Genomic DNA, 22,917 nt, shown 5'->3' on the forward strand with positions numbered 1-22,917 from the left:
CGGGGTCTCGGTCGGCACGGTCAAGAGCGCGGTGTCGCGGGCGCTGGCCAGACTCCGCGAGGACCCGCGGCTCCTGGCGGACGTGCTGGGCGGCGAGACGGAAGGCGGGGCGATGGGTTCGGAGGCTCCCCGGCCGGAGCGGTACTCAGCCCGCCGGGCGGACCACCGTGGCGCCCGGCGCGGGGCTCGTGGCCGTGTGGGCGGTGCGGCAGACGCCGGAGGCGCGCAGGGCGAAGGCGATGGCCGAGGCCGCCGCGGCGTCCTCGGCCAGGAAGGCGCAGGTCGGTCCGGAGCCGGATACCAGGGCGGCCGACGCGCCCGCCCGGGTGCCCACCGCCAGGGTGTCGTCCAGGGACGGCAGCAGGGAGACGGCGGCGGGCTGGAGGTCGTTGGACAGGTGCCCGGCCAGCGCGGCGGCGTCCCCGGCGCGCAGCGCGGCCAGCAGCGCGGGGGACGCCTCGGGCACGGGTACGGCGTCGGCGCCCGCGCCGCCGCCGCGCGCCTCGCGCAGCCGGTCGCACTCCCGGTAGACGGCCGGGGTGGACAGCCCGCCGACGGCGACGGCGAACACCCAGTGGAAGGTGCCGCCCACCTCCAGCGGCGTCAGCAGCTCTCCCCGGCCCCGGCCCAGCGCCGCGCCGCCTACCAGGGAGAAGGGCACATCCGAGCCCAGTCCGGCGCAGATCTCCAGCAGTTCCTCGCGCGAGGCGCCCGTGCCCCACAGCGTGTCGCAGGCCAGCAGCGCCCCCGCCGCGTCCGCGCTGCCGCCGGCCATGCCGCCGGCCACGGGGATCTCCTTGCCGATGTGCAGATGGACGTCCGGCGCGATGCCGTATCGCGCGGCGAGCGCGTCGGCGGCGCGGACGGCCAGGTTGGTGCGGTCCAGCGGCACCTGGTCGGTGTCCGGGCCCGAGCAGGTCACGCGCGGGCCCTCGCCGGGCGCCGCGGCGGTGGCGGTGACCTCGTCGTACAGGCCGACGGCCAGGAAGACGTTGGCCAGGTCGTGGAAGCCGTCCGGCCGCAGTCCGCCCACCGCGAGCTGCGCGTTGACCTTGGCGGGTACGCGTACGGTGACCGGCGCGGCGGCACGGGCGGTGCCCGTGCCGGCTCTCTGTGCGGTGCTCATGAGCTGGTGGCGCCCTTCCGCTCCGCGATGGCCGCGAAGTCCTCGATCGTCAGTGACTCTCCCCGGGAACGGGGGTCGATCCCCGCGGCCGTCAGCACCGCCTCGGCCTCCGCGGCCGAGCCGGCCCAGCCCGCCAGCGCCGCGCGCAGCGTCTTGCGGCGCTGGGCGAAGGCGGCGTCCACCACGGCGAAGACCTCCCGCCTGGCGGCACCGGTGCGCGGCGGCTCGCGCCGGGTCAGCGAAACCAGCCCGGAGTCCACGTTGGGCGCGGGCCAGAAGACGTTGCGCCCGATGGCCCCGGCCCGCCGCACCTCCGCGTACCAGGCGGCCTTCACCGACGGCACCCCGTAGACCTTGGAGCCCGGCTCGGCCGCGAGCCGGTCGGCGACCTCGGCCTGGACCATCACCAGACCGTGCCGAAGGGAGGGGAACGTCGCCAGCATGTGCAGCAGGACGGGCACGGCGACGTTGTAGGGGAGGTTGGCGACCAGTGCGGTGGGCTCGGGGCCCGGCAGTTCGGCGACGCGCATCGCGTCGTGGTGGACGAGCGCGAAGTGGTCCGCCCGGCCGGGCAGCCGGGCGGAGACGGTCGCGGGCAGCGCCGCCGCCAGCAGGTCGTCGATCTCCACCGCCGTCACCCAGGCGGCCTCCTGGAGCAGCGCCAGTGTCAGCGACCCCAGCCCCGGGCCGACCTCGACCACCACGTCCTCGGGCGTCACCCGCGCGGTCCGCACGATCCGGCGGACGGTGTTGGCGTCGATGACGAAGTTCTGGCCGCGCTGCTTGGTGGGGCGCACCCCCAGCGCGGCGGCCAGCTCGCGGACGTCGGCGGGGCCGAGGAGGGCGCCGGAACCGGTGCCGGTGTCGGCGCCGAAGGAGGGTGAAGGGGCTGAGCTCACCGGTGCAGTTTACGGCCGCACACCGGCCAGGGGCTCGCGCCCTTCCGCTCCCGCGCGGCCCGGCCGCCGGTGGGCCGCCGGGGCAGCCACGGGGCGGGGCCCCAGCGGAGCGTCCGTCGCTCTACCGAGTCGTACGGCTACCCGACGTCGCGAGAGGCGGGTCGCCGTACCGCGCGCACCCGCCGCCGCGCGCCCGTCAGTAGCCGAACGCGCGGGCCGTGTTGGCGGCGACGTGTTCCGCGAGCGCGTCCTCGTCCAGCCCCTTGACCCCGGCCATCGCGCGCAGCGTGTAGGGGATCATGTACGGCGCGTTGGGGCGCCCGCGGTACGGGGCGGGGGTGAGGAACGGCGCGTCGGTCTCGACCAGCAGCAGCTCCGGAGGGGCGGCGTCCAGCGTCTCGCGCAGCGACCGCGCGTTCTTGAAGGTGACGTTGCCGGCGAAGGACATGAACCAGCCGTTCGCGGCGCACACCTCGGCCATCGCGGCGTCGCCGGAGAAGCAGTGGAAGACCGTCCGCTCGGGTGCGCCCTCCTCCTCCAGGACGCGCAGCACGTCCTCGTGGGCGTCCCGGTCGTGGATCACCAGGGCCTTGCCCAGCAGCTTGGCGGTCTCGATGTGGCGGCGGAAGGAGTACCGCTGGGCCTCCCGCCCCTCCTCGCCCGTGCGGAAGTGGTCCAGGCCGCTCTCGCCGACGGCCAGCACCTCCGGCCGCGAGGCCAGCTCGGCGATCTCCTCCAGGGCGGCGTCCAGCGCCTTCCGGCCCCCCTCCCGCTCCAGCCGCGGCGCCTCGTTGGGGTGCAGGGCGACGGCGGCCCACACCGTGTCGTGCTCGGCGGCGACCCGCGCCGACCAGCGTGACCGCTCCAGGTCGCAGCCGACCTGCACCAGGGTCGTCACGCCGACCTCGGCGGCCGCGGCGACGGTCCGCGCGACCGTGGCGTCCTGCATGTCGATGTGGGTGTGCGAGTCGGCGACCGGCACGTTCAGCGGTACGGGCGGCGGTGCGGGCTGCGCGGACTTCTCCATGCCCGCGATCCTAGTGCCGCGTCGGTCGGGGCCGGCCCGGCGCCGGCCCGCCTCGCCACCGGGCCAGCGGGGCCAAGGGGGGCACCCGCCCGGACAGGTGTCCCCGGCCGGGCGTCCCGCGTCACCTCCGCGGCAGGGCCTGCTCCGCCTCGTACACCCGCCCCGCCCGCATGATCCGCACCACGTGCGACTCGCAGTTCGGGCAGACCGGGCGCGTCAGCGGAGACGGTACCTGCCCGCCGTCCGCCGGATCGTGGCAGGTGACGAAGGGCCTCCCGTCGCGATCGGTGTGGTGCCGTATCTCATAGGCCCGCTCCCAGCCGTGGCCGCAGCGCAGGCAGGCGAAGGAGTACTCCTCGCGGGCGGTCGCGTCCCTGGGGTCCATGGGATCCTCCTCCTGGTGCTCCTTGCTACCAGTGGACTCCTTCCCGCCCGGAAAAGCACGTGTCCGTCGGTATTCGTCCACTTCCGCCTCTTTCTCCCCCGCGGTGCCCCCCACCGCCGGCCCCTCAGCCCGCTCCCGCGTTCTTCGCCGCGACCACTGCGTCGAACACCTCCCGCTTGGGCAGCCCCGCCTCCCGCGCCACCTCCGCGATGGCCTCCTTGCGGCGCTCCCCGGCGGCCTCGCGCACCGCCACCCGGCGCACCAGCTCGGCGGCGTCCACCGCGCCGGGCGTCTCGGCGGGCGCGCCCTCGACCACAACGGTGATCTCGCCCCGAACGCCCTCCTCCGCCCAGGCGGCCAGCTCGCCCAGCGTGCCGCGCCGCACCTCCTCGTAGGTCTTGGTCAGCTCCCGGCACACCGCGGCCCGGCGGTCGGCCCCGAAGGCCTCGGCCATGGCGGCCAGCGCGGCGGCAAGCCGGTGGGGGGCCTCGAAGTAGACCAGCGTGCGGCGCTCCCCGGCGGCCTCGCGCAGCCGCGCCAGCCGCTCGCCGGTCTTGCGCGGCGGGAAGCCCTCGAAGCAGAACCGGTCCACCGGCAGCCCCGACAGTGCCAGCGCGGTCAGCACGGCGGAAGGCCCGGGCACGGCCGTGACCCTGATCCCGCGCTCGACGGCGGCGGCCACCAGCCGGTAGCCGGGGTCGGAGACCGACGGCATCCCCGCGTCCGTGACCAGCAGCACCCGGGAGCCCTCCGACAGCGCGTCGGCCAGCTCCGGTGTCCGCGCGGCCTCATTGCCCTCGAAGTACGACACCACCCGGCCGGAGATCCGCACCCCCAGCGCCTGGGTGAGGCGCCGAAGTCGTCGGGTGTCCTCGGCGGCGACGATGTCGGCCCCCTCCAGCTCGGCCGCGAGCCGGGGAGGTGCGTCGGCGGTGTCGCCGATGGGTGTGCCTGCCAGTACGAGTGTTCCGCTCACCCCGCCATCCTCGCAGCTCCGGCGGGGGCCAAGGCCGGCACGGCGCCTCCCGGCCCCCGGTGCGCGGCGCCGCGCGGGAGGGCCGTTCCCTACGATGGCCCGCGTGACCAGTGACACCGCGACTCAGGCCCGGCACGAGGAGCCCACCGGGGAGCGGACCCCGGCGTGGCGCGGGCGGCTGCGGCGCTACGGATACGCCCCGCCGCCCCGGGCAGGCGCGAGGGAGCGGCTGGTGCCGCCGTACCCGGAACCCGGCAGCGGCCGGGTGTGGGGGCTGTTCGGGCTGGACGCGGACGACGCGAGGCTGCTGGGCCGCCTGTCGGCGTGGGGCGGCCCGGTCCTCGTCGCGCTCCTCGCCGGCCTCCTGCGCTTCTGGAACCTCGGCTCGCCGCACGCGGTGATATTCGACGAGACCTACTACGCCAAGGACGCCTGGGCCCTGTACCGGCTCGGCTACGAGGGCACCTGGCCCGAGGGGGCCAACGACACGATCCTCGGCGACCCCGCGGCGGCCCCGCTGAGCGAGGCCGCCGCGTACGTGGTGCACCCGCCCGTGGGCAAGTGGATCATCGCTCTGGGTGAGGCGGCGTTCGGCCTGACGCCGTTCGGCTGGCGCTTCATGATGGCGGTGCTCGGCACGCTGTCGGTGCTGATGGTCTGCCGGATCGGACGGCGGCTGCTGCGCTCCACCGCCCTGGGCTGCCTGGCGGGACTGCTGCTGGCCGTGGACGGCCTGCACCTGGTGATGAGCCGCACCGCGCTGCTCGACCTGGTGCTGATGTTCTTCGTGCTGGCGGCCTTCGGATGCCTGCTGATCGACCGTGACCGCGTACGCACCCGGCTCGCCGCGGCCCTGCCGCCGGACGGACGGCCCGACGCGGACACCGGCGACCGGCTGGTCCTGGGCGCGCGCCCCTGGCGGCTGGCCGCCGGGGTCTGCCTGGGACTGGCCTGCGCGACCAAGTGGAGCGGCCTGTACGTCCTGGCCGCCTTCGGGATCCTGACGATTCTGTGGGACGCCGCCTCCCGGCGCACCGCCGGGGCCCGGCGCCCCCACCTGTCGGTGCTGCGCCGGGACGCGGCCCCCGCCTTCCTCTCCCTGGTGCCGGTGGCGGTCGCCGTCTACGTGGCCTCCTGGGCCGGCTGGTTCGCCGGCCGGGACGGCTACTTCCGCACCTGGGCGGAGGGCCGCCGGGGGCTGTCGCCGGAGTCGCTGCCCGTCCCCTTCACCGGTCTGAAGCTGCCCCTTCCCCAGTTCGACATGACCTGGGTCCCGGCTCCGCTGCGCAGCCTGTGGCACTACGAGAGCGAGGTCTACAGCTTCCATGTGGGGCTGACCTCCGAGCACACCTACCAGTCCCACCCCTGGAGCTGGCTGGTGACCGCCCGCCCGGTGTCGTACTTCTACGAGTCCTCCGACAGGGGCGAGAACGGCTGCGCGGCGGAGGGCGGCTGCGCCCGCGAGGTGCTCGCGCTGGGCACCCCGCTGCTGTGGTGGGCGGCCTGCTTCGCGCTGCTGTACTGCCTGTACCGCTGGGTGCTGCGGCGCGACTGGCGCGCGGGGGCGATCCTGTGCGGGGTGGCTGCCGGCTGGCTGCCCTGGTTCCTGTACCAGGAGCGCACGATCTTCTACTTCTACGCGGTCGTCTTCGTGCCGTTCCTGTGCCTGGCGCTGGCGATGGCGATCGGCGCGGTCCTCGGGCCGCCCGGCTGCGCGGAGCGGCGGCGGGCGGCGGGCGCGGTGGCCGCGGGCGTGCTCGTCCTGCTGATCGTGTGGAACTTCGTCTACTTCCACCCGCTCTACACCGGGGTGCAGATCCCCAAGGACGCCTGGCAGTCACGTATGTGGCTGGACACCTGGATCTGACTTCCGGGCCGGGGCGCGGAGGCGGCGACTCCGGTGCGGAACCACCGGAGGACGGCGTCCGCCCGCCGGCGAGACCGGCGGGCGGCGTTCCGAGGCGGTGCGACGCTGGGCGTCAGCCGCTTCAGTGCTTCTTGGCGGCGTTCATGTTCTTGTTCTCGTTCTCGCCTTCCTGCTTCTGGCCCTGGCCCTGCTCGGCCTCCTGGCCCTGGCCCTGACCCTGGCCCTGGGTCTGCTCCTGCTTCGGGGCGACGTGGATGTCGGAGTCCTTCTCGACCTTCACGACCTTCTTGATCTCGACCTCCTCCTTGGAGTTCCGGGAGCAGTCGAGGTTGTTGATGTCGCTGGAGAGGATCGGGAGGTTGACGACCTCCAGGTTCGGGCACGGCAGGATCTGCGTGCTGTTCTCGAACTTGGCCTCACCGGCGTGGGCGCTGGCGGCCCCACCCGCGATGGCCATGGCGGCGGCGAAAGAAACGACGAGCGTCTTCTTCAGCATCATGCTGTCTTGTCTCCTTGACGAGAGAAGGAAGGTTCCGGTGCCCCCGGCCGCCGCCGAGCGGCCGGATAACCGGTTTCCGGATTGCGGCCGGAGATCGGCCGGTTCACCGGAGAGGCGGGAGTTGCCCCCACGTCGGCGACATTAACCCAATGAATCCCCGATCGCGTGCCTACGTGTTTCTGCGTGTCCCGTGGAAAGTCGCCCCGGGCCGCAGGCTTCCGGGTCTCTACCTGGACTTATGCGCTGCTACTGCGCCAAGTGGGTGTTTTGTCGGCTGCATTCCGCGAGTGTGTCACGCAAAGCTGAAAGGCCGCCCCGGAGTGCCGGGGCGGCCTTTCAGGGGTGTCGCCAGGGGTCCGGCGATCCCGTTCAGTCCCTGAAGGAGTCGTAGGCGGAGACCTTGGTCGACTCCACGTGGGTGATGGAGCAGTCGAGGTTGTTGGTGTCCGCCGACGCGATCGGGGCGTTCGCCAGCTCCAGGTTGACGCAGGGAAGGATCCGCACGTCGTTCCTGAACTTGGCGCCCTCCCCGGCGTGAGAAACGCCGGCCCCGCTGATCACCAGGGCGGCGGCGGAAAGTGCGGCGGCGGCGGTCCGCTTCATCTTCATGGCATGTACCTCCAATGTACGAAGCCGCTTCACGGGCTTGCGTGCTTAATAGTAGGAACTGGCGAGCCCGGTGCGGTGCAACCTTTGCCGCGTGCCGCGAATATTTTTCGCGCGGATCGTGCCGCGGGCCCGTGACGTTAATTGCCGGAAGGAGGGTCGGCCTTCTGTTTCGCAGTGACAACGAAGACAGGGGTTGTTGGTCGTGCTTCCGTAAGAGTGACCGGAGCGGCGTCGGGCCCATGGACGGGCAATTGAAGTAATTCCTTCGGTGTTTATCTTAGGAAAAGCATATTAATTATTCCCGTGGTGTGGGGAAAGCCCGCCGCTTCTTCCCGGAGCCCGTCGTACTCCGACCCGGACACCTGGCCCCGGCCCGTGTCGTCCGCGTGCCCTAGGGTTCTTCGCACAGGCCCCGGTGGTGCCGGTCCGGGGCAGGGGCGGAGATTCGGGAGACTCATGCGTGACGGTCGGAAGGCGGCGGTGATCGGAGCGGTCTTCATCGCCGTGGTCGGAGCCGCCGGGTTCGGGGCGCACACCCTGGTCGGCGGCGGCAGGGCCGGTGAACCGTCGGCCGGTACGGGCCCGCCCTCGGCGGAGGAGGTCCGCGAGACCGCCGGGAGGTTCCTGAAGGCATGGCAGGAGGGGGAGGCCGGCGAGGCCGCCGCGCTGACCGACGACGAGGCCGCCGCCACCGAGGCCCTGGCCGGTTTCCGGAAGGACCTCCGGGCCTCGGACCTGCGTCTGGAGCCGGGCGCCGCCGCGGGCGCCGACGTCCCGTTCACCGTGACGGCCGAGGTGGAGTACGACGATGAGGACGGGCCCGCCTCCTGGACGTACGAGTCGGAGCTGACGGTCGTACGCGACGAAGGGAGCGGCGAGCCCGTCGTCGACTGGGAGGCGTCCGTCGTCCACCCCGCGCTCACCGGCGGGCAGCGGCTGGAGACCGCCGAGGCCGGGACTCCGCCCATCAGGGCCCTGGACCGCGACGGCGCCGAGCTGACGGCCGAGGAGTATCCCGAACTGGCCGCGACCCTGGCCGACCTGCGAAAGCGCTTCGGCGACAGGACCGGCGGAAAGCCCGGTCTCCAGGCCCGGATCGTCGACGCCGCCGGCAAGGGGGTCAAGACGCTCGAGCAGCTCGACGAGGGCACTCCGGGCGAGCTGAGGACCACGCTGGACGCCAGGATGCAGAAGGCCGCCGTCCGGGCCGTCGCGGGCAGGCCCAAGGCCTCCGTCGTCGCCCTGAAGGCCAGCACCGGCGAGATCCTGGCGTTCGCCAACACCCCGGCACAGGGCTTCAACACCGCCTTCAAGGGCTCCCTCGCCCCCGGCTCCACGATGAAGATCGTCACCGCGTCGATGCTCATCGAGAAGGGCCTGGCCTCCAGCGCGAAGCAGCACCCCTGCCCGAAGTACTTCGAGTACGGCGGCTGGCCCTTCCACAACCTCGACAAGTTCGAGATCAACGGCGGCACCTTCGCGCAGTCCTTCGCCGCCTCCTGCAACACCGCCTTCATCAGCCAGGCCGGGAAGCTGTCGGACGACGACCTCACCGAGCAGGCCCGTGACGTCTTCGGCATCGGGCTGAACTGGCAGGTCGGCACCACCACCTTCGACGGCTCCGTGCCCGTGCAGTCCGACGCGCCGATGGCCGCCTCGCTGATCGGGCAGGGCGGGGTCAGGGCGAACCCGCTGATCATGGCCTCGGTGTCGGCGACGGTGAAAAGCGGCGCCTTCCACCAGCCGTACATCGTCTCGCCCGAGGTGGACGGCCGCAGCCTGGCCAAGGCCCCGCGTACCCTCTCCCCGGCCGTCTCGCGGGAACTGCGCTCGCTGATGCGGCTGACGGCCACCAGCGGCTCGGCGGCCGAGGCGATGGCCGGAGCCGGCGGCGACATCGGCGCGAAGACCGGTTCGGCCGAGGTCGAGGGCCAGGAGAAGCCCAACGCCTGGTTCACCGCCTACCGGGGCGACGTGGCCGCCGCGGCGGTCGTCCTCTCCTCCGGCCACGGCGGCGAGAACGCGGGCCCGGTCGTCCGCCAGGTGCTCGACTCCGTCGGCTGACCCCGGGACGTCCGGCACTCCGTACGGCCCGTGGCGGGCGGTGCGGCGGCGGGGGGCGGGCATGGGCGCGGGCACTGGGGCGGCGACTAGGCTGAGAGGCTGACCAGCCCACCCGAATACCACACCAGCCCGGCGCGCCGGGCAGCGGGAGCCCCATGGCCACGAACCTCGTCAATCTGGAAGCCGTCGGCAAGGTGTACGGCACCCGTGCGCTGCTGGACGGCGTCTCCCTCGGCGTCAGCGAGGGGGACCGGATCGGCGTCGTCGGGCGCAACGGCGACGGCAAGACCACCCTCGTGCGCATCCTGGCGAAGCTGGAGCCCGCCGACGACGGCCGGGTCACCCACTCCGGCGGGCTGCGGCTGGGGGTGCTCACCCAGCACGACTCGCTCGACCCGGCCGCCACCGTCCGGCACGAGGTCATCGGCGACATGGCCGACCACGAGTGGGCCGGGAACGCCCGTGTCCGCGACATCCTCACCGGGCTCTTCGGCGGCCTGGACATGCCCGGCTTCCCGCAGGGTCTGGACACCGTCATCGGCCCGCTGTCCGGCGGCGAGCGGCGGCGCATCGCGCTGGCGAAGCTGCTCATCGCCGAGCAGGACCTGATCGTGCTGGACGAGCCCACCAACCACCTCGACGTCGAGGGCATCGCCTGGCTCGCCGGGCACCTGCGCGCCCGGCGCTCGGCGCTGGTCTGCGTCACCCACGACCGCTGGTTCCTGGACCAGGTGTGCACGCGGATGTGGGACGTGCAGCGCGGCACCGTCCACGAGTACGAGGGCGGATACAGCGACTACGTCTTCGCCCGCGCCGAGCGCGAGCGCATCGCGGCCACCGAGGAGGCCAAGCGGCAGAACCTGGTCCGCAAGGAGCTGGCCTGGCTGCGGCGCGGCGCCCCCGCCCGCACCAGCAAGCCCCGCTTCCGGGTCGAGGCCGCCAACGAGCTGATCGCCGACGTGCCGCCGCCGCGCGACAGCGCCGAGCTGATGAAGTTCGCGAACTCCCGGCTGGGCAGGACCGTCTTCGACCTGGAGGACGTGACCGTGCAGGCCGGGCCGAAGGTGCTGCTCAAGCACCTGACCTGGCAGCTCGGCCCCGGCGACCGGATCGGTCTGGTAGGCGTCAACGGAGCCGGAAAGACCTCGCTGCTGCGGGCGCTGGCGGACGCCGCGTACAGCGGTGGCGAGAAGCAGCCGGCCGCCGGCCGGATCAAGGTCGGCAGGACGGTGCGGCTGGCCTACCTCTCCCAGGAGGTCGCCGAACTCGACCCCACCTGGCGTGTGCTGGAGGCCGTGGAGCGGGTGCGCTCGCGCGTCGATCTGGGCAAGGGGCGCGAGATGAGCGCCTCCCAGCTGTGCGAGCGCTTCGGCTTCGGCAAGGACAAGCAGTGGACGCCCGTCGGGGACCTCTCCGGCGGCGAGCGCCGCAGGCTCCAGCTGCTGCGGCTGCTGATGGACGAGCCGAACGTGCTGTTCATGGACGAGCCGACCAACGACCTGGACATCGAGACCCTGACCCAGCTCGAGGACCTGCTCGACGGCTGGCCCGGCTCACTGGTGGTCATCTCCCACGACCGCTACTTCGTCGAGCGGACCACGGACCGGGTGCACGCGCTGCTGGGCGACGGCACGCTGCGGATGCTGCCGCGCGGGCTGGACGAGTACCTGGAGCGACGCGAGCGGCTGCGGCAGGCGACCACCGCACCCGGCGCCCCGGCCGCGGCCCCGGCGGGGCAGGCGGCCCGGCCCGCCGCCAAGTCCTCAGCCAAGCCCGCCGCCCTCTCGCGTGCGGCGCAGAAGGAGTTGCAGCGCATCGAGCGCAGGCTGGAACGGATCGAGGAGCGCCAGGCGGTGCTGCACGCCGAGATGGCCGAGCACGCCACCGACTTCGAGAAGGTCGCCGGGCTCGACGCCGAGCTGCGCGAACTGGCCGGCGAGCGGGACGAGTTGGAGACGCGCTGGCTGGAACTGGCCGAGGAGGGCTGACCGCGGCGGATGATCGGGACGCCGCGGCACCCGGGGTGGATGTTGCGGCACGAGGGCCGGCCGTTCTGCCTCGGAGAGCGGAGCGGGCGGCCGGAAACCGACTCGCCGTTTCGCCGTTGTCTCCTGCAGAGGGGGCTACCGGATCAGATCCGGTAGCCCCCTCTGCCCGCAACCCTCAAGCGAGGATTTTCGATTTCGCTGACGATCGCACTGCTGCGACTCCGAGAACCTTCGAAGGTGCGCAGACCACCTGTCCGGTGATACTCCCCGAAAGAACCGTCAGGAGATCATCGATCCGATCGTCCTTCGGGCGCCGGAGGGACACTACTCCTTGGAGACCATCGAAGTTCCGCCCATGGCAAGGGAGAAGATCCGGGAAAAGGCTCTTCGGACGGCCGTGTCCCGATCGAGTCGGTCCAGCGATTCGAACTTCTCAGGGGCGACATCAACCGTGGCGACTCCGCCGGAGCCTCCGGTGCCCGCCGCCGAGAACAGCAGAGCGCATCGGTAGGCACGCACGACTCCTCCCCGCTCCTCGCGCATCAGCGGGTGAAGGAAGGCGTCTCTCTCCTTGACCTGGCCGCGGAGGGCCTCCACAGAAGTCCACCGGGTCGCCCAGCCTCGTTCCTCTGCCTCTCGCTGAATCTCGAGTAGAGTGTTGAAGCTGATCCGGCACACACGGAAGTCGGGGTCGGTCGTGCGGACTGTGGACATCAGGGCATCATTCTCCGTTGTAGACGTCGACGCGGATCTGCGTGTCCGGGGAGATGCGTCCGTCCTTGATCCTTGCCTTGAGTTCGTCCCAGTGGTGATGTCCTCCGAGGATCTTCCCGTCGGGTGAGACGGCGATTCCGTCTCCCTCTGCGGCATCGTTGATCGTGTCCAGGAGTTCTTCATCGCTCAGCATCTCGTGATACCACTGCGATGCCGGATCCCGGATCTTCTGCCCCTGGGTGTAATTCCCGGCGACCTGGCTGGCCGTCTCGTGGCGTACCACCCACAGGGGACACTCCCCAGAATTGTGGACGAGAATCGAGTTCTGCCCGGCCAGCACATAGTACGTGTGCAGGTCGGCCACGGTGAGGTTGTGGACCGTGGTGTCCTGGGTCCAGCGCTTGATCGCGGTGATCTGGACCAGGGCGCCGGCACTCGTCCGCAGCCACTGACCCTGCCGCAGGTCAGCGGCGTCGACCCATTCGCCCAGGGCGGGCACCCAGAACGGATCGCCGTCGGAAGCGAACATGAGCGGGGGAGAGGTCTCCGACATCTCCTCCACCAGGATCGCCAGGGTCTACCGCCTCGGAGATCTGCGGAGGTACGGGGCCGAGAGCCGGTCGCCCGCCGAGTGACGTCCGCGCTCCTCTCCGCCGCCCGGCCGTTACGACCCGGCCGGAAGCGTGACCGGAGCGGGGCCCGCGGCGTGGAGCCGTACGTACCCGCGAAGAGGGCGACCGGGCGCGGCGGCCGTCCCACGGAAGGCGGGTGGTAGAAGGAGTGCCGCTCCAACCGCCGGTGCCCGTAAGTCGAGACGTGGCGGGCCGCGCCTGATCCGCTCCGTCCCACGGGGGCCTGAGGGGCTGGGTGGTCGGTCCGCGTCGTGAAGAGGGAACCCATAGCCGGGCGTGGCGACAAGGGCACCGGGAAGGGAACCGGCGAGGGCGGAGCCGAGGCGGGGAAGAAAGGCAAGGGCCGGCTCGAGCTCGCCTGGGAGGTGGACGTACCGGACCTGTCGGACTACGGAGCCACCGAGTACAACTCCGCCGAGATGGCGGTCAGCGGCAACACCGCCGCCGCGGCGTGGAACGGGGACGCAGTCGGCTACGACCTGACCACGGGCGAGAAGCTGTGGCAGACGGAGAAGAACCCCGAGTGCCGGGACCGCTCCTACGTCGGCGGACCGCAGCTCGTCGCGAAGGTCGAGTGTGACTTGGGCAGGAAGCACTCGCTCCAGTTGGTCGAGGAGGACGGCGGGAAGGGCTGGGAGTGGAAGGCCCCGGACGGGGTCAGGATCACGCGTGTCTTCTCGGTCGATCCCGTGGTGGTCGGTGTCATGTCCGGTGACGCGTACGAGATCACCGATGTCATGGTCCTCGACGACGGCGGCAAGCTGCGGTCGAAGATCAGCATCCCCGAGAAGAGCCACATGTTCGACTGCGAGGGCATCACCCAGGCCGGTTGTTTCAACACCATCACGCCAGCCCCCTGGCGATGCAGGAGGGCAGGCTGCTGGGTTACGAGCAGTCACCGGCGGGTGAGGCGAGCCGGATCACGTCGATCGACCCCAGGACGTGGAAGGCCACCTCCTGCGCGGAGCTGCCCGGTGAGCGGTGGGGGGCACAGCGCGGCATGACGGCCAACGGCAACGGCCGCCCGTACTGGAAGGACGACCGGCTCTTCCTGGTGGCGCACAGCTTCTACGACGAACCGACCTCAACCACGGTCACATCCTGGCCTTCGGCTGACCCGGCGGACTGCCGGGCCACGGACACGCGAGCGGCCCCGCGCCCTTCCGAGAGATGGGGCGGGGCCGCTCGCGTGGGCCCGCGGGAGTTCCCGCCGGTTCTTGCCGGAAGGGACGCGGGATGCCGGGGGAGCGTGTAGCTTCCGTGGGCAAGACGGAGCCGGGCGGCTCGCAGGGCCGTACGGGGCACGGCCCGGTCCTGCCTCGGCACGGGGCCGGCGGAACGACAGGGGTGTGGATGACCGTGCGGCTCATGGTGGTCGACGACCACCGTCTGCACGCCGAGGCGCTCGCCTCGGCGCTGAAGTTGCGCGGGCACCGGGTGCTCGCGGCCGCCGCGCCGGCCGCGGGGGCGGCGGAGCTGGTGGTCAGCAGGGCCCCCGAGGTGTGCCTGTGGGGCACCGCGTCGCCCGCCGAGCCCGGTGCGTTCGACCCCGTGGCCAGGATCAGGCGGGAGCGGCCGCAGACCGCCGTGGTGGTGCTGGGCCCGGTACCCAGCCCGCGGGGGATAGCGGCGGCGTTCGCGGCGGGGGCGTCGGGCTACATACGGAACGACGAGCGGATCGAGGGTGTCGAGCGCGGCATGGTCAGGGCGAGGGCCGGAGAGGCGGCGGTGGCGCCGCAACTGCTGCGGGGCGCTTTCGCGGAACTGCTCAACCCGAGGGCCGAGCCGGACGACGAGGGCGTCAGGCTGCTGCGGATGCTCACCCCGCGCGAGGCCGAGGTGCTGGTGCGGGTGGCTGAGGGGGAGGACACCCGGGCGATCGCGGTGGGCATGGGGATCGCGCCCAGCACGGCCCGTACCCATGTGCAGCGGGTGCTGATGAAGCTCGGGGTCGGCTCCCGGCTGGAGGCGGCGGCGCTGGCGGCCCGCACCGGGCTGTTGGACCGGGCGGCCAACGAGCACGGTGGTGCGGACCGGGGTACGGGGCCGGGCTGACGCGCCGACCCCGCTCCGTACCCGCCGGGCCCCGGCCCGTACGGCGCCGTTCAGCTCTCCGCGGTCGGTGCGGCCCCGGGGCCGCCGCCTTCCGCCTCCCGCCGCGACGGCGGCGGAACCGTCGGGCTCAGCCGCAGCCAGAGCAGGAACAGCAGCCCCAGCACCAGCATCGACAGTCCGGCCCAGAGGTTGATGTTGATGTCCTGGGCCTTGGCCAGGTCGGCGTCGGAGGTGAAGAACCCGGCGACGGTGACCATGAGGCCGTAGACCACGAACAGCACGCCGATGACACGGCGGATGTCGAACAGCCGGGCGGCGCTGGCCGACCGCTCCTCCAGCTCGCGTTCCTCCTCCCGCCAGTCCGGATCCGGATCGCCGGCGCCGGGGTCGGGGTCGGCGGGATCGGAGGGAGGGCGGGACCCCGAGGGGCCGCGGTACTCGTGGGCGCCGTGCGGACCGCCCGCACCGTCGCCGCCGTTGCCCTCGTTGCTGCCGTTGCCGTCGTTCGTCACGGTGGATCACATCCTTCGCTGTGCGGTGCGCGGGGCGCTCAGAAGGAGAAGGGGAGGTAGCAGAGGGCGGCGAGGATGATCGCCCCCCAGCCCAGCAGGGCGGGCCTGCGGTACCAGGCCTCGTCGCCCGCGGCCGGGGGCTCGGCCAGACCGGGGGAGCGGGTGCCGTACACCAGGCCGGCCAGCCGTTCGACGGGTCTGGGCCTGGTGAGGGGCGTGAGGACCACGACGACGAGCGTTCCCACGACGAAGGCGACGATGGCGGAGACGAAGTTGGCGCCCTGGTCGGTGGGGATGTCGATCAGCCCGCCCCGGTAGAACCAGAAGTAGTTGACCATCGCCGCGACGGTGCCCGCCAGCAGCCCCCAGAAACCGGCCGCGGCCGTCATCCGCTTCCAGAACATGCCGATGATGAAGACGGTGAACAGTGGCACGTTGAAGAAGGAGAACAGCGTCTGGAGGTAGTTCATGATGTTGCTGAACGTCGCCGCGATGAACGCCGTCCCCATGCCCAGCAGCACGCCGATCGCGGTGACCACGCGCGCGGTGGCCACGTAGTACGAGTCCGGGCGGTCCTTGACCAGATAGGGCCGCCAGATGTCGTTGGTGAAGACGGTGTTGAACGCGGAGACGTTGGCGGCCATGCCGGCCATGAAGGCGGCGAGCAGACCGGTCACCGCGATGCCCAGCACCCCGTTGGGCAGCAGGTCCCGCATCAGCAGCGGAACCGCCTCGTTGTACTCCAGGCCGCTGCCGGTGCCGATGTCGGGCGCCACCACCAGCGCGACCAGACCGGGGATGACGACGATCGCCGGGATGAAGATCTTGGGGAAGGCGGCGATCAGCGGAGTGCGCTGGGCGGCGGAGAGGTTCTTGGCCGACAGGGCGCGCTGGACCTCGGCGAAGTTCGTCGTCCAGTAGCCGAAGCTCAGGGCGAAGCCGAGGCCGAGCACGATGGTCAGCCAGTTGGCGCCCAGCGGGTTGTCCGAACCGATTCCGGTCCCGCCCCAGGCCGAGACGAAGTTGTCGCCCCGCGAGGCGGTGAGCGAGTCGCTCAGCCCGCTCCACCCGCCCACGCGGACCAGGGCGAGGACAGTCAGCGGGATCAGCCCGGCCAGGATCACGAAGAACTGCACGACCTCGTTGTAGATGGCCGAGGACAGGCCGCCCAGGGTGATGTAGAGCAGCACGAACAGCCCCGAGACCACGATGGACACCCACTGCGGCCAGCCCAGCAGCGCCTCCAGCACGATGGCCAGCGCGTAGAGGTTGACACCCGCGATAAGCACCGAGGCGGCCGAGAAGAGGATGCCGCTGAGCAGGTGGGAGGAGGGTCCGAAACGGTGAAGCAGGAACTCCGGGACCGAGCGCACCCGGGACCCGTAGTAGAAGGGCATCATCACCAGGCCGAGGAAGACCATCGCCGGGATGGCGCCCACCCAGTACCAGTGCACGGTGTAGACGCCGTACTGCGCGCCGTTGGCCGCCATGCCCAGGATCTCCAGCGCGCCGAGGTTGGCCGCGACGAAGGCGAGGCCGGTGACCCAGGCGGGCAGCGAGCGGCCGGAGAGGAAGAAGTCCAGGCTGGTCCTGATGCTGCGCCGGGCGGCGAACCCGACTCCGAGGACGACGAGGAAGTAGATGGCCAGGATCGTGTAGTCCAGGGCGTTCGTGGGGAGCCGAAGATCCTGGGCCAGCTGGTACGACGGCATGAGCAGGTCGCCTCCGTGGCGCGACGGGACCGCTGTGGGGGAGGCCCCTTGACGTCAATGTTCACTCATGGTTTTTTATGTTCGATTATGTTTGGGTCGCAGTATAGGGAGACCCCAGGTGAAAAAGACCCCGACCCGCCTCGCCGACGGCCGTGAACTCGTGTACTACGACGTTCGTGGCGACGACGGCGCCACGAGAGGCGATGCCGTGGACCGCCGTCCCCTGGACGCCGTCGCCACGGCATCGGAGATCCGCCACGACCCCCTGCTCGGCGAATGGGTCGCGGTCACGGCCCACCGCCAGGCCCGCACGTACCACCCGCCGGCCGACGAATGCCCCCTGTGCCCGTCCCGGGACGGCCGTATGACGGAGATCCCGGCCGAGGACTACGAGGTGGCCGTCTTCGAGAACCGCTTCCCCTCCCTGGCCGGTCCCCCGGGGCCGGAGGAGGCCGAGGACGGAGGCGGCCTGTTCGTCCGGGCGCCGGGCGCCGGGCGCTGCGAGGTGGTGTGCTTCACCTCCGACCACGACGCCTCCTTCGCCGACCTCACCGAGGAGCGGGCCGCCCTGGTCCTGGACGCCTGGACCGACCGCACCGCCGAGCTGTCGGCGCTGCCGGGCGTGCGCCAGGTGTTCTGCTTCGAGAACCGCGGCCGGGAGATCGGCGTCACCCTCGGCCACCCCCACGGCCAGATCTACGCCTATCCCTTCGTCACCCCGCACACCGGGCGGATGCTGCGCTCGGCCGCCACCCATCGGGAGCGCACCGGCGGCAACCTCTTCGACGACATCGTGGCCGCCGAGCGCGCCGACGGCCGACGCGTGGTGCTGGAGACCGGCCACTGGACGGCCTTCGTGCCGCACGCCGCGCGCTGGCCGTACGAGGTGCACCTGTATCCCGGGCGGCGGGCGGCGGACCTGACGGAACTCGGTGAGGACGCCCGCGCCGAGTTCCCCGGCGTCTACCTGGAACTGCTGCGGCGCTTCGACCGGATCTTCGGCCCCGGGGAGCCGCCCACGCCCTACATCTCCGGCTGGCACCAGGCGCCGCTGGGCCCGGACGGGGGCAGGGACTGGGCCGGACGGGCGGACTTCGCCCTCCACCTGGAACTCTTCACGATCCGCCGTACGTCCGGGAAGCTGAAATATCTGGCGGGCTCGGAGTCCGGCATGGGGGTCTTCATCAACGACGTGCCGCCCGAGACCGCGACGCGGCGACTGCGGGAGGTGGCGAGCCGGTGAGCGGCACGTATCTGGTGACCGGCGGGGCCGGCTACGTCGGGAGCGTCGTCGCGGCGCACCTGCTGGAGGCCGGGCACCGGGTGACGGTGGTGGACGATCTGTCCACCGGCTTCCGCGCGGGCGTGCCGGCGGGAGCGGACTTCGTCCGGGGACGAGTCCAGGACGCCGCCGACTGGCTGGACCCTTCCTGTGACGCGGTGCTCCACTTCGCCGCCAGTTCCCAGGTCGGTGAGTCCGTCGTCCACCCCGAGAAGTACTGGCACAACAACGTCGGCGGCACCATGGCGCTGCTGGACGCGATGCGCGGCGCCGGGGTGCGCAGCCTGGTCTTCTCCTCCACCGCCGCCACCTACGGCGAGCCCGAGGAGATCCCCGTCCGCGAGGACGCGCCCACCGCCCCCACCAACCCCTACGGCGCCTCCAAGCTGGCCGTCGACCACATGATCGCCGGGGAGTGCGCCGCCCACGGTCTGGCCGCCGTCTCGCTGCGCTACTTCAACGTGGCCGGCGCGTACCGCGGCGCGCACGGCGTCCTGGGCGAGCGGCACGAGCCCGAGTCGCACCTCATCCCGCTGGTGCTCCAGGTCGCGCTCGGGCAGCGGGAGGCGATCTCTGTCTACGGGGACGACTACCCCACTCCCGACGGCACCTGCGTACGCGACTACATCCACGTCGCCGACCTGGCCGAGGCCCATCTGCTGGCGCTGGACGCCGCGGTGCCCGGGGAGCATCTGGTGTGCAACCTGGGCAACGGCAGCGGCTTCTCCGTCCGCGAGGTGATCCGCACCGTCCGAGAGGTCACCGGCCACCCCGTCCCCGAGGAGACGGCACCGCGCCGTGGCGGCGACCCGGCGTTCCTGGTCGCCTCGGCGGAACGGGCCAGGCGGCGGCTGGGCTGGCGGCCCTCGCGCACCGAACTGGGGGACATCGTCGCCGACGCCTGGGCCTTCGCCCGGGGCCGGGCGCTGGACGCCGCCGACGCCACCGCCGGCGGCGGAGAGGGGAGCGGGACGTGAACGGGCCACCGAAACCCGGGGCGGAGGCCGGGGCGGAGGCGCTCAACGCGGCGCAGGCGGCGGAGGCGGCCGACGGCTTCCGCGCGGTCCACGGCGGCGAGCCCACCGGGATCTGGGCCGCACCGGGCCGCGTCAACCTCATCGGCGAGCACACCGACTACAACGACGGCTTCGTCATGCCGCTCGCCCTGCCGCACACCACCCGGGTGGCGGCGGCCCGCCGCGACGACGGCGTGCTGGCCGTCCACTCGGCCGACGTGTCGGGCGGCACGGTGCGCCTGCGGGCCGAGAAGCTCGCCCCCGGCACGGCCGACGGCTGGGCCGCGTACCCGGCCGGCGTGGTGTGGGCGCTGCGCGGGGCCGGCCTGCTGTCCGGCCGGGAGACGGGCGCCGACCTCTACGTCCGCAGCGATGTGCCCACCGGCGCGGGCCTGTCCTCCTCTGCCGCCCTGGAGGTCGCCACGGCGGTGGCGCTGAACGGGCTGTACGGTCTGGGGCTGGCCCCCGAGCGGGTCGCCCGGCTCTGCCGGCGGGCCGAGAACGAGTTCGTCGGCGTCCCCTGCGGGATCATGGACCAGATGGCGTCGGCCTGCTGCGCGGCCGGGCACGTCCTCCACCTCGACACCCGGGACCTGGCCGCCCGTCAGGTCCCGTTCGACCTGGCCGCCGCGGGGCTGCGGCTGCTGGTGGTGGACACCCGCGTCACGCACGCGCTGGGCGACGGCGAGTACGCCCGGCGCCGGGCGGGCTGCGAGGAGGCCGCGGCGGCCCTGGGGGTCGCGGCCCTGCGCGACATCCCCCACGGGGAACTGGACGCGGCGCTGGCCGGGCTGGCCGATCCGGCGCTACGGCCTCTGGTGCGCCACGTGGTCACCGAGAACCGGCGGGTCGAGGAGGTCGTCGGCTTCCTCGACGCGGGCGAGCCCCGCTTCATCGGCCCGGTCCTGACCGCCGGACACGCCTCACTGCGCGACGACTTCGCCGTCTCCTGTCCCGAGCTGGACCTGGTTGTGGAGACGGCGAACGCGGCGGGTGCGCTGGGCGCCCGGATGACCGGCGGCGGCTTCGGCGGTTCCGCGGTCGTCCTGGTGGAGGCGGCCGGGGCCGAGGAGGTCGGTGCGGCGGTCGCCGACGCCTTCGGCGCCGCGGGCCACCGGGCCCCGCGGCTGTTCGAGGCGGTGCCCTCGGAGGGGGCACGCCGGCTGGAAGGGTGAGGGCGCCGGGCCCCGGCCCGCACCGGGCCGGGCGCCGCCGACCGTGCGCGTCCGGTCGCCGTGTGCCGCAGGCGCGGTCGGTTTTCGCCAATCAGCCTCCTCGGCCCTACCCCGGCCGTAGGCTGGGACGGCACCGGCCGCCGGGCGCCGGTGCGCATCAGAGGGCGGCACACGCCGGATGCGGCGCACGGGGGCTGGGCACGAGCGGATCACGGCCGCGGCCGTGCGGCCCGTCGTCCGGTCCCGCACCGGACGCCCGAACGCGGGTGGGCCTTTCGGCGACAGGGGGGGTGTGCGTGCAGCGTATCCGGGTTCTCGTGGTGGACGACCACCGCATATTCGCCGAGTCCCTCGCCGCGGCACTCGCGGTGGAGCAGGACGTGGAGGTGGCCGCGGCCGGCAGTGGTCCCGCCGCGCTGCGCTCCCTGGAACGGGCGACGGCCGACGGCCGCCGCTTCGACGTCCTGCTGATCGACGCGGACCTGGGGGGCGCGCCGGCCGAGGCCGGCCGTACGCCGCCCCCGCCGGATCCGGCCACCGTCGAGGCGCCGGCCGCGTCCGGCGGCATCGCCCTGGTCTCACGGGTCCGCGCCGACCACCCCGAGGTCCGCACCGTGGTGCTCGCCGAGGGCGACGACCCGCGCCGCGCGGCCGCCGCTCTCCAGGCGGGGGCGTCGGGCTGGGTCGCCAAGGACTGCTCTCTCTCCCGGCTGCTCCAGGTGGTCCGGGGGGTGCCGCGCGGTGAGACACATCTGTCTCCCGCCCTGCTGACCGGGGTGCTGCGCGAGCTGACCGCGGCGCGCAGGCACCGCACCGAGAGCGAGCGGCTGGTGGAATCGCTGACCCCGCGCGAGCACGAGGTGCTGCGCTGCATGGTGGCCGGGCTGGGTCGCAAGGCGGTCGCCGAGCGGCTGTACCTCTCCCCGCACACCGTCCGCACCCACATGCAGAACGTACTGGGCAAGCTGGGAGTGCACTCCACGCTGGCCGCGGTGGCGCTGGCCCGCAAGGCGGGCGTCGGCCCGGCGGACCTGGAGCATGTGACGTCATAACCCCGTCCCGGGCACCTGCGCCGGGCCCGTGTCACGGACCGTCAGGGGACGTTGTCGAACGGCGCGGTGAGCTGCCGCAGCAGCCCGGCCAGCTCCGCCCGGCGGCTGGAGGGGAGCTCGGCGAGGATGGTCCGCTCCTGTTCCAGCAGCCCGGCCAGGGCCCGGTCGGCCCGGTCGCGCCCGGCTCCCGTCAGCCGGACCAGGACGCCGCGCCGGTCGCTGGGGTCGGGCAGCCGCTCCACCAGCCCCTTCTTCGCCAGCCGGTCGATGCGGTTGGTCATGGTCCCGGAGGTGACCAGGGTCTGGGTCAGCAACTGCCCGGGGGAGAGCTGGTACGGGGTGCCCGCCCGGCGCAGCGCGGTCAGCACGTCGAACTCCCAGGGCTCCAGCCCGTGCTCGGCGAAGGCGATGCGGCGGGCCCGGTCGAGATGGCGGGCGAGCCTGCTGACCCGGCTGAGCACCTCCAGGGGCTCCACATCGAGATCGGGGCGCTCGCGGCGCCACGCTGCCACCAGTCGGTCGACCTCGTCCTCCATAGGGACAGTGTAGTAGTTCTGTCGACGTGAAGTCTCTTGATGTCGAGATATATTCGGCGGGTGCCGCCACCGTGGAATCGGTCTGCCCACCCGGCGGACACCGGCCGCCGGGGCCGGCATCAGCTGCGGCGGTGGCCTATCAGGCGCGGCTTGGGTTCCAGACCGTCCAGCCCGTGCCAGGCGAGGTTCACCAGGTGGGCGGCCACCTCGGGCTTGTCGGGCTTGCGGGCGTTCAGCCACCACTGGCCCGTCAGGGCCACCATGCCCACCAGGGCCTGCGCGTACAGCGGCGCCAGCTTCGGGTCGAAGCCGCGCGCCTTGAACTCCAGGCCCAGGATGTCCTCCACCTGGGTGGCGATGTCGCTGATCAGCGAGGCGAAGTTGCCCGTCGACTGGGCCACCGGCGAGTCCCGCACCAGGATGCGGAACCCGTCGGTGTACTGCTCGATGTAGTCCAGCAGCGCGAACGCCGCCTGCTCCAGCAGCTCGCGCGGATGACCGCCGGTCAGTGCCCCCGTCACCATGTCCAGCAGCAGCCGCGTCTCCCGGTCGACCACGACCGCGTACAGCCCCTCCTTGCCGCCGAAGTGCTCGTAGACCACCGGCTTGGAGACCCCGGCCTTCGCCGCGATCTCCTCCACCGACGTGCCTTCGAAACCTCGTTCGGCGAAGAGCGCGCGACCGATGTCCAGCAGTTGCTCGCGGCGCTCCTCCCCCGTCATCCGGCGACGGGTCCGCCGGGTGGGTCGTGAGAGCCTGCCCTTGGTACTGCTGTCGTCGGTCGCCACTTC

Annotated in this window: 21 protein-coding genes and 1 pseudogene; 9 read left to right on the top strand and 13 right to left on the bottom strand. The window is 72.6% G+C overall.

All coding sequences use genetic code 11. From position 1 onward, the window contains the following. Positions 1-145: 145 nt before the first annotated feature. The 5 genes from LJ221_RS06145 to rsmI all read right to left on the bottom strand — a co-directional run bounded on the left by LJ221_RS06145 (position 146) and on the right by rsmI (position 4,413). Complete coding sequence (locus tag LJ221_RS06145; RefSeq protein WP_241714462.1) at positions 146-1,126, bottom strand: 4-(cytidine 5'-diphospho)-2-C-methyl-D-erythritol kinase; 981 nt, start codon at positions 1,124-1,126, stop codon at positions 146-148. Beyond that, positions 1,123-2,025: a 16S rRNA (adenine(1518)-N(6)/adenine(1519)-N(6))-dimethyltransferase RsmA gene (gene rsmA, locus LJ221_RS06150; protein ID WP_241714463.1), complete on the bottom strand. Its 903-nt coding sequence runs from the start codon at positions 2,023-2,025 to the stop codon at positions 1,123-1,125. The genes LJ221_RS06145 and rsmA overlap by 4 nt, the downstream gene beginning before the upstream one ends. Before the next feature lie 196 nt (positions 2,026-2,221). Continuing rightward, positions 2,222-3,052, bottom strand: a complete 831-nt coding sequence (locus tag LJ221_RS06155; RefSeq protein WP_241714464.1) for a TatD family hydrolase — start codon at positions 3,050-3,052, stop codon at positions 2,222-2,224. A 121-nt stretch (positions 3,053-3,173) separates the two neighbouring features. Next, positions 3,174-3,437 carry a hypothetical protein gene (locus LJ221_RS06160; RefSeq protein ID WP_374228389.1) on the bottom strand — a complete coding sequence of 88 codons (264 nt, stop codon included), beginning with the start codon at positions 3,435-3,437 and terminating at the stop codon, positions 3,174-3,176. A 124-nt stretch (positions 3,438-3,561) separates the two neighbouring features. Continuing rightward, on the bottom strand, positions 3,562-4,413 hold the full coding sequence (gene rsmI, locus LJ221_RS06165; protein ID WP_241714465.1) for a 16S rRNA (cytidine(1402)-2'-O)-methyltransferase: 852 nt from the start codon (positions 4,411-4,413) through the stop codon (positions 3,562-3,564). Positions 4,414-4,507: 94 nt separating this feature from the next. Between rsmI and LJ221_RS06170 the strand changes: the two genes are divergently transcribed. Continuing rightward, on the top strand, positions 4,508-6,280 hold the full coding sequence (locus tag LJ221_RS06170; RefSeq protein ID WP_241714466.1) for a dolichyl-phosphate-mannose--protein mannosyltransferase: 1,773 nt from the start codon (positions 4,508-4,510) through the stop codon (positions 6,278-6,280). A 121-nt stretch (positions 6,281-6,401) separates the two neighbouring features. Here LJ221_RS06170 and LJ221_RS06175 read toward each other — a convergent pair whose 3' ends face one another. Together LJ221_RS06175 and LJ221_RS06180 are read right to left on the bottom strand one after the other, a co-directional pair. Beyond that, positions 6,402-6,779 carry a hypothetical protein gene (locus tag LJ221_RS06175; protein ID WP_241714467.1) on the bottom strand — a complete coding sequence of 126 codons (378 nt, stop codon included), beginning with the start codon at positions 6,777-6,779 and terminating at the stop codon, positions 6,402-6,404. Positions 6,780-7,148: 369 nt separating this feature from the next. Further along, positions 7,149-7,388 (bottom strand): hypothetical protein, encoded by a 240-nt coding sequence (locus LJ221_RS06180; RefSeq protein ID WP_241714468.1) that lies wholly within the window; start codon positions 7,386-7,388, stop codon positions 7,149-7,151. A gap of 456 nt (positions 7,389-7,844) precedes the next feature. Between LJ221_RS06180 and LJ221_RS06185 the strand changes: the two genes are divergently transcribed. Together LJ221_RS06185 and LJ221_RS06190 are read left to right on the top strand one after the other, a co-directional pair. Next, positions 7,845-9,452, top strand: a complete 1,608-nt coding sequence (locus tag LJ221_RS06185; RefSeq protein WP_241714469.1) for a penicillin-binding transpeptidase domain-containing protein — start codon at positions 7,845-7,847, stop codon at positions 9,450-9,452. Between the two features lie 155 nt (positions 9,453-9,607). Beyond that, complete coding sequence (locus tag LJ221_RS06190; RefSeq protein WP_241714470.1) at positions 9,608-11,440, top strand: ABC-F family ATP-binding cassette domain-containing protein; 1,833 nt, start codon at positions 9,608-9,610, stop codon at positions 11,438-11,440. A gap of 324 nt (positions 11,441-11,764) precedes the next feature. On the opposite strand, the gene LJ221_RS06195 is transcribed toward LJ221_RS06190, so the two are convergent. Further along, on the bottom strand, positions 11,765-12,154 hold the full coding sequence (locus LJ221_RS06195; RefSeq protein ID WP_241714472.1) for a hypothetical protein: 390 nt from the start codon (positions 12,152-12,154) through the stop codon (positions 11,765-11,767). A gap of 7 nt (positions 12,155-12,161) precedes the next feature. Continuing rightward, a pseudogene (locus LJ221_RS06200) lies at positions 12,162-12,677 on the bottom strand (polymorphic toxin-type HINT domain-containing protein); the annotation flags it as partial. A gap of 360 nt (positions 12,678-13,037) precedes the next feature. On the opposite strand from LJ221_RS06200, the gene LJ221_RS06205 reads away from it, so the two are divergent. Both LJ221_RS06205 and LJ221_RS06210 read left to right on the top strand, forming a co-directional pair. Beyond that, positions 13,038-13,790, top strand: a complete 753-nt coding sequence (locus LJ221_RS06205) for a hypothetical protein (protein ID WP_241714476.1) — start codon at positions 13,038-13,040, stop codon at positions 13,788-13,790. Positions 13,791-14,139: 349 nt separating this feature from the next. After that, positions 14,140-14,841, top strand: a complete 702-nt coding sequence (locus tag LJ221_RS06210) for a response regulator transcription factor (RefSeq protein WP_241714478.1) — start codon at positions 14,140-14,142, stop codon at positions 14,839-14,841. A gap of 50 nt (positions 14,842-14,891) precedes the next feature. Here the strand turns inward: LJ221_RS06210 and LJ221_RS06215 are convergent, their stop codons facing one another. Together LJ221_RS06215 and LJ221_RS06220 are read right to left on the bottom strand one after the other, a co-directional pair. Continuing rightward, positions 14,892-15,179 (bottom strand): hypothetical protein, encoded by a 288-nt coding sequence (locus LJ221_RS06215; RefSeq protein ID WP_241714515.1) that lies wholly within the window; start codon positions 15,177-15,179, stop codon positions 14,892-14,894. Between the two features lie 212 nt (positions 15,180-15,391). Beyond that, positions 15,392-17,065: a sodium:solute symporter family protein gene (locus LJ221_RS06220; protein ID WP_241714480.1), complete on the bottom strand. Its 1,674-nt coding sequence runs from the start codon at positions 17,063-17,065 to the stop codon at positions 15,392-15,394. A 118-nt stretch (positions 17,066-17,183) separates the two neighbouring features. Here LJ221_RS06220 and galT point away from each other — a divergent pair, with 118 nt between their 5' ends. From galT to LJ221_RS06240, 4 genes are all read left to right on the top strand, one after another. Then, a complete protein-coding gene (gene galT / locus LJ221_RS06225; RefSeq protein WP_241714482.1) occupies positions 17,184-18,308 on the top strand; it encodes a galactose-1-phosphate uridylyltransferase in 1,125 nt (374 codons plus the stop codon). Further along, positions 18,305-19,324: a UDP-glucose 4-epimerase GalE gene (galE, locus tag LJ221_RS06230; protein WP_241714484.1), complete on the top strand. Its 1,020-nt coding sequence runs from the start codon at positions 18,305-18,307 to the stop codon at positions 19,322-19,324. Before galT ends, galE begins: the two co-directional genes overlap by 4 nt. Continuing rightward, on the top strand, positions 19,321-20,538 hold the full coding sequence (gene galK, locus LJ221_RS06235) for a galactokinase (protein ID WP_308314730.1): 1,218 nt from the start codon (positions 19,321-19,323) through the stop codon (positions 20,536-20,538). Before galE ends, galK begins: the two co-directional genes overlap by 4 nt. 296 nt (positions 20,539-20,834) lie before the next feature. Beyond that, a complete protein-coding gene (locus LJ221_RS06240; RefSeq protein ID WP_241714487.1) occupies positions 20,835-21,590 on the top strand; it encodes a response regulator transcription factor in 756 nt (251 codons plus the stop codon). A 41-nt stretch (positions 21,591-21,631) separates the two neighbouring features. On the opposite strand, the gene LJ221_RS06245 is transcribed toward LJ221_RS06240, so the two are convergent. Both LJ221_RS06245 and LJ221_RS06250 read right to left on the bottom strand, forming a co-directional pair. Beyond that, entirely contained in the window at positions 21,632-22,126 is a 495-nt protein-coding gene (locus LJ221_RS06245; RefSeq protein ID WP_241714488.1) for a MarR family winged helix-turn-helix transcriptional regulator, read from the bottom strand. 119 nt (positions 22,127-22,245) lie between these two features. After that, on the bottom strand, positions 22,246-22,914 hold the full coding sequence (locus tag LJ221_RS06250) for a TetR/AcrR family transcriptional regulator (RefSeq protein ID WP_241714489.1): 669 nt from the start codon (positions 22,912-22,914) through the stop codon (positions 22,246-22,248). Positions 22,915-22,917: the final 3 nt, after the last annotated feature.

The organism is Streptomyces sp. CNQ085 (genome assembly GCF_022614595.1).
Lineage (GTDB): Bacteria > Actinomycetota > Actinomycetes > Streptomycetales > Streptomycetaceae > Streptomyces.